The sequence below is a fragment of the Pseudomonas sp. R84 genome (assembly GCF_009834515.1).
Lineage (GTDB): Bacteria > Pseudomonadota > Gammaproteobacteria > Pseudomonadales > Pseudomonadaceae > Aquipseudomonas.
This window is the reverse complement of record NZ_CP019426.1, coordinates 4,630,708-4,646,132: the sequence shown is the minus strand read 5'-3', so window position 1 is coordinate 4,646,132 and position 15,425 is coordinate 4,630,708. Positions and strand designations below refer to the sequence as shown.

Annotated in this window: 18 protein-coding genes; 11 read left to right on the top strand and 7 right to left on the bottom strand. The window is 59.5% G+C overall.

From position 1 onward, the window contains the following. Positions 1-94 precede the first annotated feature (94 nt). The gene (locus tag PspR84_RS20485) at positions 95-901 is read right to left on the bottom strand and encodes a TatD family hydrolase (RefSeq protein WP_160058925.1); all 807 of its coding nucleotides are present in this window, start codon (positions 899-901) and stop codon (positions 95-97) included. Between the two features lie 235 nt (positions 902-1,136). Between PspR84_RS20485 and PspR84_RS20480 the strand changes: the two genes are divergently transcribed. The 3 genes from PspR84_RS20480 to PspR84_RS20470 all read left to right on the top strand — a co-directional run bounded on the left by PspR84_RS20480 (position 1,137) and on the right by PspR84_RS20470 (position 3,663). Next, on the top strand, positions 1,137-2,558 hold the full coding sequence (locus PspR84_RS20480; RefSeq protein WP_160058924.1) for a transglycosylase SLT domain-containing protein: 1,422 nt from the start codon (positions 1,137-1,139) through the stop codon (positions 2,556-2,558). A gap of 112 nt (positions 2,559-2,670) precedes the next feature. Continuing rightward, a complete protein-coding gene (locus PspR84_RS20475) occupies positions 2,671-3,105 on the top strand; it encodes a DoxX family protein (RefSeq protein WP_007908568.1) in 435 nt (144 codons plus the stop codon). 249 nt (positions 3,106-3,354) lie between these two features. Beyond that, a complete protein-coding gene (locus tag PspR84_RS20470; RefSeq protein WP_077573983.1) occupies positions 3,355-3,663 on the top strand; it encodes a hypothetical protein in 309 nt (102 codons plus the stop codon). Between the two features lie 6 nt (positions 3,664-3,669). Here PspR84_RS20470 and greB read toward each other — a convergent pair whose 3' ends face one another. Genes greB through PspR84_RS20455 form a run of 3 tightly spaced genes read right to left on the bottom strand, consistent with a single transcriptional unit; the run spans position 3,670 to position 7,389 of the window. Beyond that, a complete protein-coding gene (greB, locus tag PspR84_RS20465; RefSeq protein ID WP_003226818.1) occupies positions 3,670-4,167 on the bottom strand; it encodes a transcription elongation factor GreB in 498 nt (165 codons plus the stop codon). Positions 4,168-4,201: 34 nt separating this feature from the next. Next, entirely contained in the window at positions 4,202-6,706 is a 2,505-nt protein-coding gene (locus tag PspR84_RS20460) for an ABC transporter permease (protein ID WP_160058923.1), read from the bottom strand. After that, entirely contained in the window at positions 6,706-7,389 is a 684-nt protein-coding gene (locus PspR84_RS20455) for an ABC transporter ATP-binding protein (protein WP_160058922.1), read from the bottom strand. Before PspR84_RS20455 ends, PspR84_RS20460 begins: the two co-directional genes overlap by 1 nt. A gap of 10 nt (positions 7,390-7,399) precedes the next feature. On the opposite strand from PspR84_RS20455, the gene PspR84_RS20450 reads away from it, so the two are divergent. The 3 genes from PspR84_RS20450 (at position 7,400) to PspR84_RS20440 (ending at position 9,508) form a co-directional block, all read left to right on the top strand. Then, a complete protein-coding gene (locus tag PspR84_RS20450; protein ID WP_160058921.1) occupies positions 7,400-8,005 on the top strand; it encodes an arylesterase in 606 nt (201 codons plus the stop codon). 57 nt (positions 8,006-8,062) lie between these two features. Then, entirely contained in the window at positions 8,063-8,356 is a 294-nt protein-coding gene (locus PspR84_RS20445) for a hypothetical protein (protein WP_007908575.1), read from the top strand. 180 nt (positions 8,357-8,536) lie between these two features. Continuing rightward, entirely contained in the window at positions 8,537-9,508 is a 972-nt protein-coding gene (locus PspR84_RS20440) for a L,D-transpeptidase family protein (protein ID WP_127929247.1), read from the top strand. A gap of 126 nt (positions 9,509-9,634) precedes the next feature. Here PspR84_RS20440 and oprI read toward each other — a convergent pair whose 3' ends face one another. Beyond that, positions 9,635-9,886: an outer membrane lipoprotei OprI gene (gene oprI, locus PspR84_RS20435; protein ID WP_003199355.1), complete on the bottom strand. Its 252-nt coding sequence runs from the start codon at positions 9,884-9,886 to the stop codon at positions 9,635-9,637. Between the two features lie 639 nt (positions 9,887-10,525). Here oprI and PspR84_RS20430 point away from each other — a divergent pair. Beyond that, positions 10,526-10,807 (top strand): GNAT family N-acetyltransferase, encoded by a 282-nt coding sequence (locus PspR84_RS20430; protein ID WP_003226804.1) that lies wholly within the window; start codon positions 10,526-10,528, stop codon positions 10,805-10,807. Positions 10,808-10,867: 60 nt separating this feature from the next. On the opposite strand, the gene PspR84_RS20425 is transcribed toward PspR84_RS20430, so the two are convergent. Next, positions 10,868-11,944 carry a 3-deoxy-7-phosphoheptulonate synthase gene (locus PspR84_RS20425; protein ID WP_160058920.1) on the bottom strand — a complete coding sequence of 359 codons (1,077 nt, stop codon included), beginning with the start codon at positions 11,942-11,944 and terminating at the stop codon, positions 10,868-10,870. Positions 11,945-12,074: 130 nt separating this feature from the next. Next, on the bottom strand, positions 12,075-12,518 hold the full coding sequence (locus PspR84_RS20420; protein WP_016985504.1) for a PilZ domain-containing protein: 444 nt from the start codon (positions 12,516-12,518) through the stop codon (positions 12,075-12,077). Here PspR84_RS20420 and PspR84_RS20415 point away from each other — a divergent pair. The 4 genes from PspR84_RS20415 (at position 12,517) to PspR84_RS20400 (ending at position 15,400) form a co-directional block, all read left to right on the top strand. Next, positions 12,517-12,903 carry a thioredoxin family protein gene (locus PspR84_RS20415; protein WP_160058919.1) on the top strand — a complete coding sequence of 129 codons (387 nt, stop codon included), beginning with the start codon at positions 12,517-12,519 and terminating at the stop codon, positions 12,901-12,903. The genes PspR84_RS20420 and PspR84_RS20415 overlap by 2 nt on opposite strands. Further along, positions 12,900-13,871: a putative 2-dehydropantoate 2-reductase gene (locus PspR84_RS20410; protein ID WP_160058918.1), complete on the top strand. Its 972-nt coding sequence runs from the start codon at positions 12,900-12,902 to the stop codon at positions 13,869-13,871. Before PspR84_RS20415 ends, PspR84_RS20410 begins: the two co-directional genes overlap by 4 nt. Before the next feature lie 22 nt (positions 13,872-13,893). Beyond that, positions 13,894-14,799: a 5'-nucleotidase gene (locus PspR84_RS20405; RefSeq protein WP_122844743.1), complete on the top strand. Its 906-nt coding sequence runs from the start codon at positions 13,894-13,896 to the stop codon at positions 14,797-14,799. A gap of 97 nt (positions 14,800-14,896) precedes the next feature. Further along, entirely contained in the window at positions 14,897-15,400 is a 504-nt protein-coding gene (locus tag PspR84_RS20400; RefSeq protein WP_160058917.1) for a universal stress protein, read from the top strand. Positions 15,401-15,425 lie beyond the last annotated feature (25 nt).

Below are 15,425 nucleotides of genomic sequence, written 5' to 3'. Positions count from 1 at the left end.
GTCAAGAGATCAAAAGATCGCAGCCTTCGGCAGCTCCTACATTGGGATGGCGTATGCCCTGTAGGAGCTGCCGAAGGCTGCGATCTTTTGCGGCTTACGCCAATGCGGGAAGGTTGTAGAACGCGCGGGCACACGCGGTGGTGTGCGCCGCCAGATCTTCCTCGGTTTCACCGCGATGCAGCGCCACTTCGCGCAGCACTTCAGTCAGATACGCCGGCTCATTGCGGCCGTTCTTCGGTTTCGGACGTAGCGTGCGCGGCAGCAAATAAGGTGCATCGCTTTCCAGCATCAGGCGCCCGCGTTTGATCTCTTTGACCAGTGGATGCAAATGCGTGCCCCGGCGCTCATCGCAGATCCAGCCGGTGATGCCGATGTGCAAGTCCAGATCGAGGTAACTGAACAACGCCTTTTGCTCGCCGGTGAAGCAATGCACCACAGCGGCGGGCAGTTGATCGCGGAAGCCTTTGAGGATTTCCAGCAGGCGCTGGCTGGCATCGCGCTCGTGCAGGAACACCGGCAGTTGCAGCTCGACGGCCATGGCCAGGTGTTCTTCGAGGACTTTTTCCTGCTGTGGGCGCGGCGAGAAATCACGGTTGAAATCCAGTCCGCATTCACCCACGGCGACTACATTTTTTTCTTGAAATAGGCTACGCAAACGACGGGCGCTGTCAGCGTTCCAGTCACTGGCCGAATGCGGGTGAATACCGGCGGTGGCGAACAGCCGTTGACCGCTCTCATCCAGTTGCTGGCACAGCTCCAGAGCCTGTTCGCTGCCCTCGACGCTGGTGCCGGTCAGCACCAATTGGCAGACCCCGGCGGCATAGGCGCGATCAAGCACGGCCTGATGTTTGTCGGCGAAACTGGGGTTGGTCAGGTTGACGCCGATATCGATGAGTTGCATGGTTGCTACCTCGGGCCGAAGGCCGGAAAGCATACCAGAGCTGTAGATTCATAAGAAAAGCCAAGAACTACAACGAGTTATGGCTGTCTGTTGATGCCGCGACGCAGACCGGTTTGGTAGAAGTGCCATTACTGTGCCAGTCTCTCGCACGTTGCCAGCGCTCATGGCGCTCTGTTTTCGACGGTGATTTCGATCTTTAACGATGAAGTCGCCCCGTATTCTTTCCGGAGAGTGGATGGTTCGTCCCTCGGTTTTGCTCTTGTTGTGTGGATCGCTGCTGCTGCCGATGACGGCGGTTGCGCGCCTGCCCGGGCCACTGCAAGCTGTACCAGCCGCCAAGGTGCGGGACTTGTCGGAGATTCGCAGCAGTCGTGTGTTGCGCGTGCTGGTCAACCAGAGCCGCAACAGCTCCGGCGAAGTCCAGGGCCAAGCCATCGGCGTCGAATACCATCGCCTGCGCGCCTTCGAGCAATACCTCAATGGCCATGCTCGCGATGGCCAGGAAATCACCCTCAAGATCATTCCCAAAGCCAAGGATCAATTGCTCGGCGCCTTGCAGCGCGGCGAAGGTGATCTGGTCGCACCGGGTGAATTGCTTGATTTGCAATCTGGCTATGCCGTGGCCAGTAGCGAACCGGTCGCCAGCAACGTGCCGCTGGTGTTGGTCGGTATCAAGGGCGAGCGGCGCTACACCAAGGTCGAGCAGCTCTCCGGCAAAACACTGGCGCTGCCCACCGGCAGTGCGGCGGGGGAGGCGGTCAGTCAGCTCAATCAGAAACTGGCGTTGCACAAACTGGCGCCGATCAAGATCGAATGGGTCGATCCGACCCTGGCGGTCGAAGATGTGCTGGAAATGGTTCAGGGCGGGATTTTTCACCTGACCATCGTCGAGCAACCCATAGCCGAGCGTTGGGGCAAGATCCTGCCGAAGCTGCGTTTTGACCGGCAACTGATCATCAGCGAGCCGGGCGAGGAGTACTGGTTCGTGCGCCGCGACGCCGCAATGTTGCGTGCAAGCATTGACCGCTTCCTCGGCGGTTACAAGAAACCCTCGAACGAAGATGCTGCGTTTTTGCGCATCTATCGACGGCTGTACCAAGTCCACAATCCGTTGGCTAAGGCCGATCGCCAGCGTCTCGAAAAACTGCGCCCGACTCTGCAAAAGCACGCTGCCGCGCAGAACATGGACTGGCTGAATCTGGCCGCGCTGGCGTTCAAGGAATCACGCCTGCAACCCAACGCCCGCAGCGGCAGTGGCCCGACCGGGCTGATGCAGATCACTCCGTCCGCTGCACAGCGCGTCGGCGTGAACAATATTCAGAATCTCGATGCGAATGTGCAGGCCGGAGCCAAGTACCTGGCGATGATTCGCCGCAAGTTTTTCAACAGCCCCAAACTCAATGAGCGCGAGCGCATGGCCTTCACGCTGGCGGCCTACAACATTGGCCCCGAGCGCGTGCAGGGCATGCGCGCCGAGGCCCGGCGGCGCGGGCTGAACCCTAATCAGTGGTTCTTTCAGGTCGAGCGCATCGCCATGGAGCAGGTAGGAATGGGGCCGGTCAGCTATGTTAATAGCGTGAACAAGTATTACTTGGCGTTCGACCGGGAGCGGGAGTCGTTGGAGCCCGGGGCGCAAAAAGTCGTCTCACGGAAATGATCTAATAAGTTGATTGTTATGGCGGAATATTTGCGCTTTTAACATGAAATTTATTGATTAATATAGCGGCCAACCAACACACACAACTTCTCGCAAAAACAAGGAATGCCCCATGAGCTCTCTGATCAACAAAGTACTGTTCACTCGCGCCGGCTACGGTCTGACCATTCTGCGCATTGCGGTCGGCGTGATCTTCGCCGCTCACGGCTCGCAAAAACTCTTCGGTCTGTTCGGTGGGTATGGTCTGGCGGGCACGGCTCAGTACATGGACAGCATTGGCCTGCACCCGGGCTACCTGATGGCGACCCTGGCGGGCGGTACTGAGTTCTTCGCTGGCCTGGCTTTGATCATCGGCCTGCTGGTACGTCCGGCAGCATTGGGTCTGACCTTCCTGTCGCTGGTGGCGATCTTCACCGTACACATCAGCAACGGTCTGTTTATGGCTAACAACGGTTACGAGTTCGCTCTGGCCCTGCTCGGTGGCAGTCTCGCCGTGCTGATCGAAGGCGCCGGCAAGCTCTCGGTGGATCGCGCCATCGCCGGTTGAGCGCTCTGGCTCAAGGAAATAGGCCCGCATCGTGCGGGCCTTTTTTGTTGCGGCTGATTCTTGACACTGATCGGTCACGTTCTCTAGGATGTTGCCCATGCGCCGATTTAAACAGCTACTTGCGGGGCGCCAGGTGACTTCAACAGTTGCCGTCAGAAGCCGAAACAGGGCTTCGAAATACCGCTAAAGCGCTGGTTCGGTGTTGCCTCTCACCTGCCATGCAGACTTTTGAGGCAGAGACACGACACGATGAATGCACTACGCCCTCCAGCACGTCCCGCGCCGATCACGGCACATATCACCCAGCGCAACCCGAAAATTCTCCTTGGCGGCAAACATCAGCCGACGCTGTTGCGTTATCTCGATGGCTGGCCACGTCGCAGCGGCGGTCCTGCCGCGTTCCTCATCCAGTTTGTCGAAGACGGCGAGTCGCTGGCACGTTTTGCCACTGACAGTTTTGATCTTGCGGTGATTCAGGCCCCGACTGCCGAAGATGCGCCAGAGATGATCAAGCAACTGGTCCGCGTTGCGCGGCAGGGCCTGATCACTCGCCGCTAATACGCTTTACGGATAGTCGATAGCGACGATGTAAACGAACTGCTCACCGGTTGGCGTCTGCACCCTGACTTCCGCATCCAGCGCCTTGCCGATCAAGGCGCGGGCCAGTGGTGAGTCGATGCTGATCAGGCCCAGTTTCAGATCCAGTTCATCCGGACCGACGATGCGGTAGCGCGATTGCTTGCCGTCTTCGTCTTCGATGGTCACCCACGCGCCGAAGTAGACCTTGTTCGGATCACTGGGTTTTTCACTGACGACTTTCAACGCTTCCAGACGTTTGGTCAGAAAGCGCACGCGACTGTCGATCTCGCGCAGCATTTTCTTGCCGTAGGTGTATTCGGCGTTTTCCGAGCGATCACCCTGAGCCGCTGCCTCGCTGACCGATTGCGTCACCTGCGGGCGGCGCACATGCCACAGCTCATGAAATTCGGCACGCATCCGCGCTTCACCTTCAGGGGTGATCAGCGCGGTGCCGGCGGTGCGGGGAGGGCGATAACGGCTCATGGCAACTTCTTGTGATTAAGACCGCCTGAGTCTATCAACCCTCACGCAACACTGTCAGTGGACTTGCGTTGAGCGCCCGACGCGTACCGAACACGCCGGCACCACCAATCAGCGCCGCGCCAATCAACGGCAGCACCAGCAACCACGGATGAGGGTGCCACGGTAGATCGAACGCGTAGCGATACAACACCAGACTCACCACTTCCGAACCGATCGCTGCAAGCAGGCCGCTGACCGCACCGAGCAAACCGAACTCGATGCGCCGTGCCTTGATCAGCAACTGCCGCTCTGCACCCAAGGCACGCAACAGCGCGCCTTGGCGGATACGTTCATCGAGCGTCGACTGCAAACCGGAGAACAGTACGGCCATGCCCGCCGCCAACACAAACAACAACACATATTCGACCGCCAGGGTGACTTGGGCGAGGATGCTGCGCAGTTGTTCGAGCAGCGCTTCGACCTGAAGAATGGTCACTGCCGGGAACGTGCGTGACAGTTCGACGATCTGCTGGTCATGACCTGGCGCCAGATAGAAGCTGGTCAGGTAAGTCGCCGGCAGATCCTTCAACGTACCGGGCTGGAAGATCATGAAGAAGTTCGGCTGGAAGTTGTCCCAGTTGATTTCGCGCAGGCTGGTGACCTTCGCTTCACGATTGACCCCGCCGACGTTGAACACCATCTGATCGCCGAGTTTGAGCTTGAGGCTTTCGGCGACTTTGCCTTCCACCGAGACACCGGGAACACCGTCGGTTGGCTGTTCCTTCCACCATTCACCCGCCGTGAGCTTGTTGCCCGCCGGTAAGTCAGCAGCCCAGGTCAGACTCAAATCTCTTTGAACCGCACGGTCGCCGGCCGAATCCTTGCTGACGATTTGCTGCACCGCTTCTCCGTTGATGCTGATCAATCGCCCCGGCACCACCGGATACAGTGGCGCAGCTTGTGCGGAGACCTTGATCAGGTGATCGGTGAAGGCTTGTTTGTCTGCCGGCAAAATGTTCAACGCGAAGTAGTTAGGCGCGTTTTTCGGTAGCTGGTTTTGCCAGGTGTCGAGCAGTTCACCGCGCAGCAACGCGATCAGGGCCATCGACAGCAGAATCAGACCGAACGCCAACGACTGGCCGGCCGCTGCCAGCGGATGGCGCAGCAACTGGCCCAGGCCCAGGCGCCATGGCAGCGAAGCGCGGGCGAGCATCCGCCGCAGGCTTTGCAACAGCAACAACAGCAAGCCGCCCAGTACCAGTGCGGCGACTACGCCACCGCCGAGCAGGGCGAATGTCAGCAGCAGATCAAGGCTCAGGCGCCACATGATCAGGCCGAGCGCACCCAGTGCGGCGCCGTAAACCATCCACGTACTCGACGGAATCGGCAGCATGTCCCGGCGCAGCACACGCAGCGGCGGCACGCGACCCAATGCGGCCAGCGGCGGCAAGGCGAAACCGGCCAATGCGACCAGCCCGGTGCCGATCCCGGCGATGGCTGGAAACAGACCGCCCGGTGGCACATCACTTGGCAGCAAATCATGCAGCAGCGCGAACAGGCCCAGTTGCGCCAGCCAGCCGAGCAATGCACCACTCAGTGCGGCGAGCAGGCCGAGCACGGTCAATTGCAAACTGAACAGCACCATGGTTTCCCGGCGCGATAGGCCGAGGCAGCGTAGCAAGGCGCTGGCATCGAAGCGGCGACTGGCGAAACGGTTGGCCGACAAGGCCACCGCCACGCCGGCCAACAACACCGCTACCAGACTGGCCATGTTCAGGTAACGTTCGGCCTTGCCCAGCGCACCGCCAATCTGCCGGTTGCCATCGCGGGCATCCTGTATCCGCTGGTTGGCGGCGAGCCCGGGTTTGATCAGTTGCCGATAGGTTTCCAGCGCCTGCGGTTCACCGCGCCACAGTTCGCGGTAACTCACGCGGCTGCCGGGTTGCACGACACCGGTGGCGGCGAGGTCATCGAGGTTGATCAGCACCCGGGGCGTCAGGCTGTAGAAGTTGCCGGCGCGATCCGGTTCGTAGGTCAGCACACGGGTCATTTTCAATGTCTTCATGCCGACATCAATGCTGTCGCCGATCTTCAGATCCAGTGCGGTCAGCAGGCGTGCCTCGACCCAGGCTTCGCCCGGTTGCGGTTCGCCGCCGGTTTCTTCGGTGGCGAAAGGCGCTGGCGCACTCTTCAGTTCGCCGCGCAACGGATAGGCGCGGTCGACGGCTTTGATGCTCGACAGCTGAATGCCGTTGTCGGTGGCGATGACACTGGAGAACTCCACCACTTGTGCGTGATTCAGGCGCAGCTCGGTACCACTCCTGATCTGTTCTTCACGGGCCGGGGAACTGCCTTCGAGAACCAGATCGGCGCCGAGAAACTCAGTCGCGCGCAGCATCATCGCGCCGTTCAGGCGGGCGCCGAAATAGCCGATGGCGGTACTCGCCGCTACTGCAACGACCAACGCGAAGAACAACACGCGCAATTCGCCGGCGCGGGCATCGCGCAGGAGCTGGCGTATAGCGAGACTGAACAGACGCAACAGCGGCAAACGTGCCATCAAGGCTCCAGAGGGGCGATCAGCAGCCCGGCTTCAAGACGGATCAGGCGCCGGCAACGATGGGCCAGACGTTCGTCGTGGGTGACCAGCACCAGGGTGGTGCCGCGCTCCTTGTTCAATTCGAAGAGCAAATCGCTGATGCGCTCACCGGTATGGCTGTCGAGGTTGCCGGTGGGTTCATCGGCAAACAGCACGTCAGGCTCGGCAGCAAACGCTCGGGCAATCGCCACGCGCTGCTGTTCGCCACCCGAGAGCTGGCGCGGCGAATGGGTCAGGCGCTGGCCGAGGCCGACGCGCTGGAGCAGTTCGGTCGCACGCTCACGCGCATCTTTGCGGCCGTCGAGCTCCAGCGGCAGCATGACGTTTTCCAGCGCATTGAGACTGTCGAGCAGTTGGAAGGACTGGAAGACGAAACCGACATGTTCGGCACGAATGCGTGCGCGCTGGTCTTCGTCGAGATTGCTCAGGCCTTGGCCGGCGAGAATGACTTCGCCACTGCTCGGCAGGTCGAGACCGGCGAGCAGGCCGAGGAGGGTGGATTTGCCCGAACCGGACGCGCCGACGATGGCGAGGCTGTCGCCCTTGTTCAGTTCCAGGCTGAGTTCGTGCAGGATAGTCAGTTCACCTTCCGCGCTGGGAACCACTTTGCTGAGGTTCTTCGCGGTGAGAATGCTTGCGCCCATGGAGAATCCGATGCGTGTGTGGTTTTTGAGTGCTGGCCTGGCCTTGATGTGCATGGCCCAGAACGCAGCGGCGGGTACTGTCCTGATCGTTGGCGATAGTATCAGCGCTGGTTTCGGACTGGATACCCGCTTGGGGTGGGTCTCGTTGCTTGAGCAACGGCTCAAACAGGAGGGTTTCGACGATAAAGTGGTCAATGCCTCGATCAGCGGCGACACCAGTGCCGGAGGCCAGGCGCGGCTGCCCGCGCTGCTTGCAGAGCATAAGCCGGAACTGGTGATCCTCGAACTGGGCGGCAACGATGGCTTGCGCGGAATGCCGCCAACTCAATTGCAACAAAATCTTGCCTCGATGATCGACAGTTCGCGTCAGAGCGGGGCCAAGGTGCTGTTGCTCGGCATGCAACTGCCGCCCAATTATGGCAAGCGTTACACCGATGCTTTTGCCGAGGTCTACGGCAAACTCGCCGACGACAAAAAGATCCCGCTGGTACCGTTTTTCCTCGACGGCGTCGGCGGTCATCCGGACTTGATGCAGGCCGATGGTCTGCACCCGGCAGTCGGGGCTCAGAGCAAGTTGCTGGAAAATGTCTGGCCGACGCTAAAACCGCTGTTATGAGGCTTTTCTAAGGGCAGGCTTTCGGCTAATGTGGCGCCCCCTTATTTGGAGCCCCCGATGTCGCGTTCTGCCTGGTCCCTGTTTGCCTACCAACTGATCGAGCCTGACGAGCAGCTGGATCTGTTCGCCTGCCAGGAAGTGCGGGTGCATCTGGTGACGCGGCAACTCGAACTCGGTGGCTCGGCCGATCGCACCCTGTGCGGCAGTCTGCTGCCGGCGCAGCCGCGCTGGTCGAGTGTGGATCGTCGGGTTTTTCAGGATCAGCGCCTGTGTTCGCTGTGCCGGGCTATTCTGGAGTCGCAAAAACGCGGCACCTCGCCGATCTGGCCGGAGCTGCGTTTCGAGCTTTAAGAGCAAAAGATCGCAGCCTACGGCAGCTCCTACATGGGTTCGCGTAATCCTGTAGGAGCTGCCGAAGGCTGCGATCTTTTCGCATTCAGCACGGTCCATCGGCGTGGCTCCCCGAATATTCAAAGTGCGGTGTACAATCGCGCTCTTATACCCTTGTTGATCATGCGAAGGATTTTCCGGATGTTGCCGCGCTTTCCTGCCGTCACCCGCTGCCTGTCACTTGCCGCCCTGTGTGTGGCCGGTCCCGTTGCTGCATTGGAGTTTCCCCTGCCACCACCCGGTGAAGACATCATCGGTCAGGTGCAGGTGATCAAAGCCAAGTACGAAGACACCTTCGCCGATCTCGGCACGAAGTACGATCTGGGTTACTCGGAGATGGTCGCGGCCAACCCGGGCGTCGATGCCTGGTTGCCGGGCGCCGGCACCGAAATCGTCTTGCCGACCCGTTTCATTCTGCCGCCGGGCCCGCGTGAAGGCATCGTCATCAACCTTGCCGAGTACCGCCTCTACTATTTCCCGAAAGGCCGCAACGTGGTGTACACGTTCCCGCTGGGTATTGGTCGTGAGGGTTGGGGTTCGCCGATCGCGCACACTTCGATCACCGCCAAAACGCCAAACCCGACCTGGACGCCTCCCGCATCGATCAAGGCGGAACACGCCGCTGATGGCGACCCGCTACCGAACGTAGTGCCGGCCGGTCCGGACAATCCGCTGGGCCCGTTCAAGTTCACTCTGGGCACGCCGGGTTATCTGATCCACGGTTCGAACAAGAAATTCGGTATCGGCATGCGCACCAGCCACGGCTGCTTCCGCATGTTCAACAACAACGTGCTGGAAATGGCCGGCATGGTCCCGGTCGGCACGTCGGTGCGCATCCTCAATGATGCCTACAAGTTCGGCAGCAGTGGCGGCAAGGTCTATCTGGAAGCGCACACGCCGATCGACGACAAGGGCAACCCTTCGGTGGTCGACAAGCACACCGCAGTGATCAACGCGATGCTCAAGCGTGAAGATGTCACCAGTAACCTGCGCGTGAACTGGGATGTGGTGCGGGATGTGGTCGCAGCCGAAGATGGCCTGCCAACGGAAATCGGTACACCGAATACTTCGGCACCGATTGTTGCCAATACACCGATCGACCTGCAGCAGTAAGTCGTACTCCGGAACCCGTCGATGCGTGAAGCGTCGGCGGGTTTTTTATTGCCTGAACAAAACGATGGGCAATAAAAAAGCCGACCCGATAAATCGGGTCGGCTCGATAACAATCCCGAGGGATTATTACTTGCGGCTAGCTTTGTCCAGCATGCGCAGAGCACGCTCGTTAGCTTCGTCAGCAGTCTGTTGTGCTTTTTGAGCAGCAGCCAGAGCTTCATCAGCTTTACGGTAAGCTTCGTCTGCACGAGCCTGGGAGCGAGCAGCTGCGTCTTCAGTAGCGGTCAGACGTGCTTCGGTTTCTTTCGATGCGCTGCTGCAACCGGTAGCCAGAACTGCGGCCAGAGCCAGAGCAGAGAATTTCAGAACGTTGTTCATCGTGTTCCCCTTCAAGGACTTTCAAATTAAGTGACTGTCTCCTCACGATTGAGGAAATAGCCGGCGTACATACTACCCATTACTTGTAGTAAGTAAACTGACGTAAGGCAAGAAGCAAAAAAAATTGTAGGCGTTGATTCTTTTTCGAGCAACTTTTAACTGCGCTGTTTAAAAAATACCCAGCCGCAAGCCCCGAGCTGAGCGAGTTAATGAGAAAAAGTTCCCGTAGCCACGTGCTGTTTTTGCAGTCTTGGCTAAAGTCTGTCTATATGAATTCGTCCACACTTTTGTTCCGATTTTGCGTGCTGCTTCGCTTATCTTTGTCCATGTTGAGGTGACTTTAAAAAAGGCTGCACGTCTTAAGTCTCAACATCCGGCAATGTTCAGGTGAGTGGCCCGGGAAGATCTTCTCCCCAATCACCTCTGCGTCCCTTGGAGCAAACCCCGTCAACCCGCTTGATGACGAGCGCACCTTGAGCATTTTTGCCAATGGTGCCTACTATTTATCAGGTGCCAGGTTGCGCGAGATCGGTGTGGCTCTTCTCGGTGTCCATCAGGCACGGGGTGGCGTAGATGTTCCTTCGCCGGAAAAACATCGGTAAGGTAGGGGTCAGAATTCAAGACCCGCGAGGAGTAGTGATGAGCGAGGCGTTGTCCATCCACCATGACCAGGCTGGTCATCAGTTCGAGACCAATGTGGACGGTCATCGTGCCTACCTGACGTATATGGATCTGGGGAAACAGACCCTGGATATCTATCGCACGTTTGTGCCCAATGCCCTGCGTGGCCGTGGCATTGCTGCAGCGCTGACCGAAAGCGCGTTGCAGTACGCCGAAGAAATGGGCTACACGGTGATCCCGTCCTGCTCCTACGTCGAGCGCTACATGGAACGTCATCAGCGCCGCGCCGCCAAGATCTGAATCGCACACACAAAAACGCCGGGCATTGCCCGGCGTTTTTTTATGCCTGTAAGACGCTGATCAGCCGCGCTGGCGTTTCGGCAAAACGTCCTTGAGCTTGGCGTGCATGCTGCGCAGGGTGTTCTCGGTGGCAGACCAGTCGATGCAGGCATCGGTGATCGACACGCCGTATTGCAGGTCGGCGAGGTCTTTCGGAATGGCCTGGCAACCCCAGTTCAGATGACTCTCGACCATCAGGCCGATGATCGACTGGTTGCCTTCGAGGATCTGGTTGGCGACGTTCTCCATCACCAGCGGTTGCAGCGCTGGATCCTTGTTGGAGTTGGCGTGACTGCAGTCGACCATGATGTTCGGCTTGATCCTGGCCTTGTCCAGTGCCTGTTCGCACAGGGCAACGCTGACCGAATCGTAGTTCGGCTTGCCGTTACCACCGCGCAGCACCACGTGACCGTAGGCGTTGCCTTTGGTGGTGACGATCGACACGCCACCTTCCTGGTTGATACCGAGGAAACGGTGCGGGCTGGACACCGACTGCAAGGCGTTGATTGCCACAGTCAGACCACCGTCAGTGCCGTTCTTGAAGCCGACGGCCGAGGACAGGCCGGAAGCCATTTCGCGGTGAGTCTGCGATTCGGTAGTACGCGCGCCGATGGCCGACCAGCTGATCAGGTCCTGCAGATATTGCGGGGAGATCGGGTCGAGGGCTTCGGTCGCGGTCGGCAGGCCTTTTTCGGCCAGATCCAGCAGCAACTGACGACCGATGTGCAGACCGTCCTGAATCTTGAACGAGTCGTCCAGATACGGATCGTTGATCAGGCCTTTCCAGCCGACGGTGGTGCGTGGCTTCTCGAAATACACGCGCATGACCAGATACAGGGTGTCGGAGACTTCCTCCGCCAGCACCTTGAGGCGATCGGCGTATTCGTGGGCAGCCTTGATATCGTGGATCGAGCATGGGCCGATCACTACGAACAGACGGTGGTCAGTGCCATCAAGAATGTTGCGAATGACTTCGCGGCCCTTGGTGACGGTGCGCAGGGCAGCGTCGCTCAGAGGGATATCACGCTTGAGCTGATCGGGAGTGATCAGGGTCTCGTTAGAGGCGACGTTTAGGTCGTTGATCGGTAAATCAGCCATCGTTTACTCGTCAGGTCACGGGTGCCGGCCGCCAGCGATCCCCGCGCGGCGGAGCACAGCAGATTTAAGCGCGTCGGGGAGCGGAACCTTAGCGCGTAAAGCGCCTGTTCGACAATGGGCAAAAGGTGCTTTAGTCCAGCGCTGGCTGCGCAAAAGCCTTGCGCACGCTGTCGTGGGAGAACTCGTCGGCGTGTTGCTCGACCCATTGCAGGGCCACTGCCTGAATTTCTTGCAGGTCATCGTGGGTGTCGTGCATGCGGCAATAGCGCTCTATCTGACACACCTGCTCACCCATTCGCGCACTGAACAGCGTCTGCTCATCGGTAAACGCGATGCCCACCAGATAGCCTTTTTTGCGTCGCAGACACCACGCCACATAGCCCGGATAGCAGATGTCGGCATTGAGTGACGGCATGCGCACTTGCAGGGCCGTGCCATGGCGCCAGGCTCGGTGGTAATTGCAAGCGATGCCGCCGAGGCTGATAGTGTGCAGCTGTTGCCTGGAAATACACTCAGGCTTGAGCAAGGTTAATTCAACCGGCACCTCGTCCGGATGAGGAATGAAACGTCCCATGAGCACAGACTCCCTGTGTCGGCCATTTGACATTGTTTCCCCCAGTATAGTGGTCGAATCCGAACTGACCGATTTCGACGCCGACCAACGGCTATTGGCGATGAGCGGCGTTTCGCTGGTGATTTTCACCAGCGTCGGCTGCGCCAGTTGCCGCTATGCCCGCGAAGTGTTGCCGGATCTGACGTTGGACATCGATCGCCTGTGCTGGATCGATGCCGGCGACAACGGCGGGCTGGTGGAGCGCTATCAGGTCTTTCATTTGCCGGCGCTGTTTGTGGTGCGCGACGGCGAGTTCTTTGGGGCATTGCACACGCGCCTGACGGTCGATGCGTTGAACGCGGCGCTGGCGCAGGCACTGGGTCGAGTTGCAGAGGAGTTGCCATGATGGGGGCAGAGAATAAACCGGGCTCTGATAAACCGGTCGTAGGGATTATCGGCACCGGCGCAATTGGTGGTTTCTACGGCGTAATGCTGGCGCGTGCCGGTTTCGATGTGCACTTTCTGTTGCGCAGCGAGTTTTCGGCGGTGGCTGAACGCGGTTTGCAAATCAACAGCGCGGTGCATGGCCCGCTGACACTGAATCCGGTGCAAGCCTATTCGGCCGCCGAGGATATGCCCAAATGCGACTGGCTGTTGGTCGGGGCGAAAACCACCAGCAACACCGGCCTCGCGCCTTCTATCATTCAAGCGGCCAAACCGGATGCGAAAGTGCTGGTGCTGCAAAACGGCCTCGACGTCGAAGACAGCCTGCGTGAGCTGCTCCCCGACTCTTTGCATCTGCTGGGTGGTTTGTGCCTGAACTGCGTGCACCGCGAGAGACCAGGGCAAGTCACTCATCAAGCCTTGGGCGCAGTCAATGTTGGCTATCACAGCGGTCCGGCCATCGATGACGTTGCACGTATGGCCATTGTCGAAGAGGGCGCCGGCCTGTTCCGCAGCGCAGGTCTCGATTCCCAGGCGATGCCCAATCTGCAGCAGGCGCGCTGGCAGAAACTGATCTGGAATGTTCCCTACAACGGACTCTCGGTGTTGCTCGGCGCCAGCACCACGCCGCTGATGGCGGATGCCGACAGCCGTGCGTTGATCCAGGCGTTGATGGCCGAAGTGGTGCAGGGCGCCAAAGCCTGCGGCCACGACGTGCCGCCGGGATACGCCGACTATCTGTTTATGATGACCGAGAAAATGCCCGACTACTGGCCGAGCATGCACCACGACTTTTTACATAAGCGACCGCTGGAGCTGGAGGCGATCTACGCTCGTCCACTGGCAGTGGCGAAAGCGGCGGGCTGTGAACTGCCGCGCATCGAAGCGCTGTATCGCAATTTACGTTTTATCGACCGGCGCAACGTTTAGGCCGGTCGCTTTGGGGGAAGGCATGGCGAAGAACATCGATGACAAACTGGTGCTGGCGATTTCGTCACGCGCCTTGTTCGACCTGAGTGAGAGCCACAAGGTCTACTTGTCGAGCGGCGTCGAAGCCTATCGGCAATACCAGATCGAGCACGAAGACGAAATTCTTGCGCCCGGCGATGCCTTCCCGCTGGTGGAGAAACTCCTGAGCCTGAACAGTCGCCTTGGCCGTGCACGGGTCGAGGTGATTCTGGTCTCGCGCAACAGCGCCGACACCGGCCTGCGCGTGTTCAACTCGATTCACCATTACGGTCTGGCGATTTCCCGCGCGGCGTTTGTCGGCGGGCGCAGTCCGTATCCGTATCTGAAAGCCTTTGGCTGCGACCTGTTTCTTTCGACCCATGCCGAAGACGTGCGCGCGGCTCTGGATGCCGGATTTGCAGCGGCGACGATTCTGTCCGGTGGTGCCAGTCGCGCGGCCAGTGACGAATTGCGCATCGCCTTTGACGGTGACGCGGTGATTTTTTCCGATGAGTCGGAGCGCGTTTATCAGTCCGGCGGGCTCGAGGCGTTCCAGGCCAAGGAGCGCGAGTCGGCGCGCGAACCGTTGCGTGGTGGTCCGTTCAAAGGTTTTCTCGCGGCGCTCAATTTGCTCCAGCGGGAGTTCCCCGACGATGATTGCCCGATCCGTACGGCGCTGGTCACCGCGCGTTCGGCACCGGCCCATGAACGGGTGATCCGCACCTTGCGCGAGTGGGACATTCGTCTCGACGAGTCACTGTTCCTCGGTGGCCTGACCAAATCGGCGTTTCTCGAAGCGTTTGCTGCCGACGTGTTTTTCGACGACCAGGCGGGCCACTGCGAACTCGCCCGCGAAGTCGTTGCCACCGGCCACGTGCCGCACGGCATCAGCAACGAACCGTCGGTCTAAAGCCCTTTGGTTCAAGACGTTGCGTCGCCCGTCGTAGTCGCCAAGGCACTGCTAAGCTGAATCAAATCTCCGCCATGTTGGCACGCGAGGAGGTCATATGATTCGTTCGATGCTGTATGCCACTGACCTCGGTCTGTACGCACCGTTAGTGATGCAGCATGCCCTGGCGTTGGCGCGAACGTTCAATGCCGATCTGTACGTGGTGCACGCGGTGGAGCCGATGGGGCTGTTTGCCGAATCGGTGTTGCAGAGCTATCTCGACGAGCAGGCATTGAACGAATTTCACAGCCAGGGTCTGAAAACTGTCATCGCCAATATCGAGCAGCGGGTGCTCGACAGTTTTCGCGAAGAGCTGGGAGATGAAGGCGCGCAGGATCTGCAGCGCATTCGCGCGGTGCGCGTGCTGCAGGGCGATCCGTCGCAGGTGATTCTCGACCAGGTGCAGAAACTCTCTGTCGATCTGCTGATCGTCGGCAGTCACAGCCACGGCGTGGGCGCGGAAACGCCGTTGGGGCGCACGGCGGCGCGGGTCCTGCAATTGGCCAAGGTGCCGGTTTATCTGGTGCCGTTGGTGGAGCGTCGGCGGCGGGAGGATCGCTGACGCAGGAATAATGGCGCTTTGATAA

Bases quoted from the DNA above. Each gene is read 5' to 3' on its own strand.
- PspR84_RS20485 (WP_160058925.1), bottom strand. From the start codon at position 901: ATGCAACTCATCGATATCGGCGTCAACCTGACCAACCCCAGTTTCGCC.
- PspR84_RS20480 (WP_160058924.1), top strand. From the start codon at position 1,137: ATGGTTCGTCCCTCGGTTTTGCTCTTGTTGTGTGGATCGCTGCTGCTG.
- PspR84_RS20475 (WP_007908568.1), top strand. From the start codon at position 2,671: ATGAGCTCTCTGATCAACAAAGTACTGTTCACTCGCGCCGGCTACGGT.
- PspR84_RS20470 (WP_077573983.1), top strand. From the start codon at position 3,355: ATGAATGCACTACGCCCTCCAGCACGTCCCGCGCCGATCACGGCACAT.
- greB (WP_003226818.1), bottom strand. From the start codon at position 4,167: ATGAGCCGTTATCGCCCTCCCCGCACCGCCGGCACCGCGCTGATCACC.
- PspR84_RS20460 (WP_160058923.1), bottom strand. From the start codon at position 6,706: ATGGCACGTTTGCCGCTGTTGCGTCTGTTCAGTCTCGCTATACGCCAG.
- PspR84_RS20455 (WP_160058922.1), bottom strand. From the start codon at position 7,389: ATGGGCGCAAGCATTCTCACCGCGAAGAACCTCAGCAAAGTGGTTCCC.
- PspR84_RS20450 (WP_160058921.1), top strand. From the start codon at position 7,400: ATGCGTGTGTGGTTTTTGAGTGCTGGCCTGGCCTTGATGTGCATGGCC.
- PspR84_RS20445 (WP_007908575.1), top strand. From the start codon at position 8,063: ATGTCGCGTTCTGCCTGGTCCCTGTTTGCCTACCAACTGATCGAGCCT.
- PspR84_RS20440 (WP_127929247.1), top strand. From the start codon at position 8,537: ATGTTGCCGCGCTTTCCTGCCGTCACCCGCTGCCTGTCACTTGCCGCC.
- oprI (WP_003199355.1), bottom strand. From the start codon at position 9,886: ATGAACAACGTTCTGAAATTCTCTGCTCTGGCTCTGGCCGCAGTTCTG.
- PspR84_RS20430 (WP_003226804.1), top strand. From the start codon at position 10,526: ATGAGCGAGGCGTTGTCCATCCACCATGACCAGGCTGGTCATCAGTTC.
- PspR84_RS20425 (WP_160058920.1), bottom strand. From the start codon at position 11,944: ATGGCTGATTTACCGATCAACGACCTAAACGTCGCCTCTAACGAGACC.
- PspR84_RS20415 (WP_160058919.1), top strand. From the start codon at position 12,517: ATGAGCACAGACTCCCTGTGTCGGCCATTTGACATTGTTTCCCCCAGT.
- PspR84_RS20420 (WP_016985504.1), bottom strand. From the start codon at position 12,518: ATGGGACGTTTCATTCCTCATCCGGACGAGGTGCCGGTTGAATTAACC.
- PspR84_RS20410 (WP_160058918.1), top strand. From the start codon at position 12,900: ATGATGGGGGCAGAGAATAAACCGGGCTCTGATAAACCGGTCGTAGGG.
- PspR84_RS20405 (WP_122844743.1), top strand. From the start codon at position 13,894: ATGGCGAAGAACATCGATGACAAACTGGTGCTGGCGATTTCGTCACGC.
- PspR84_RS20400 (WP_160058917.1), top strand. From the start codon at position 14,897: ATGATTCGTTCGATGCTGTATGCCACTGACCTCGGTCTGTACGCACCG.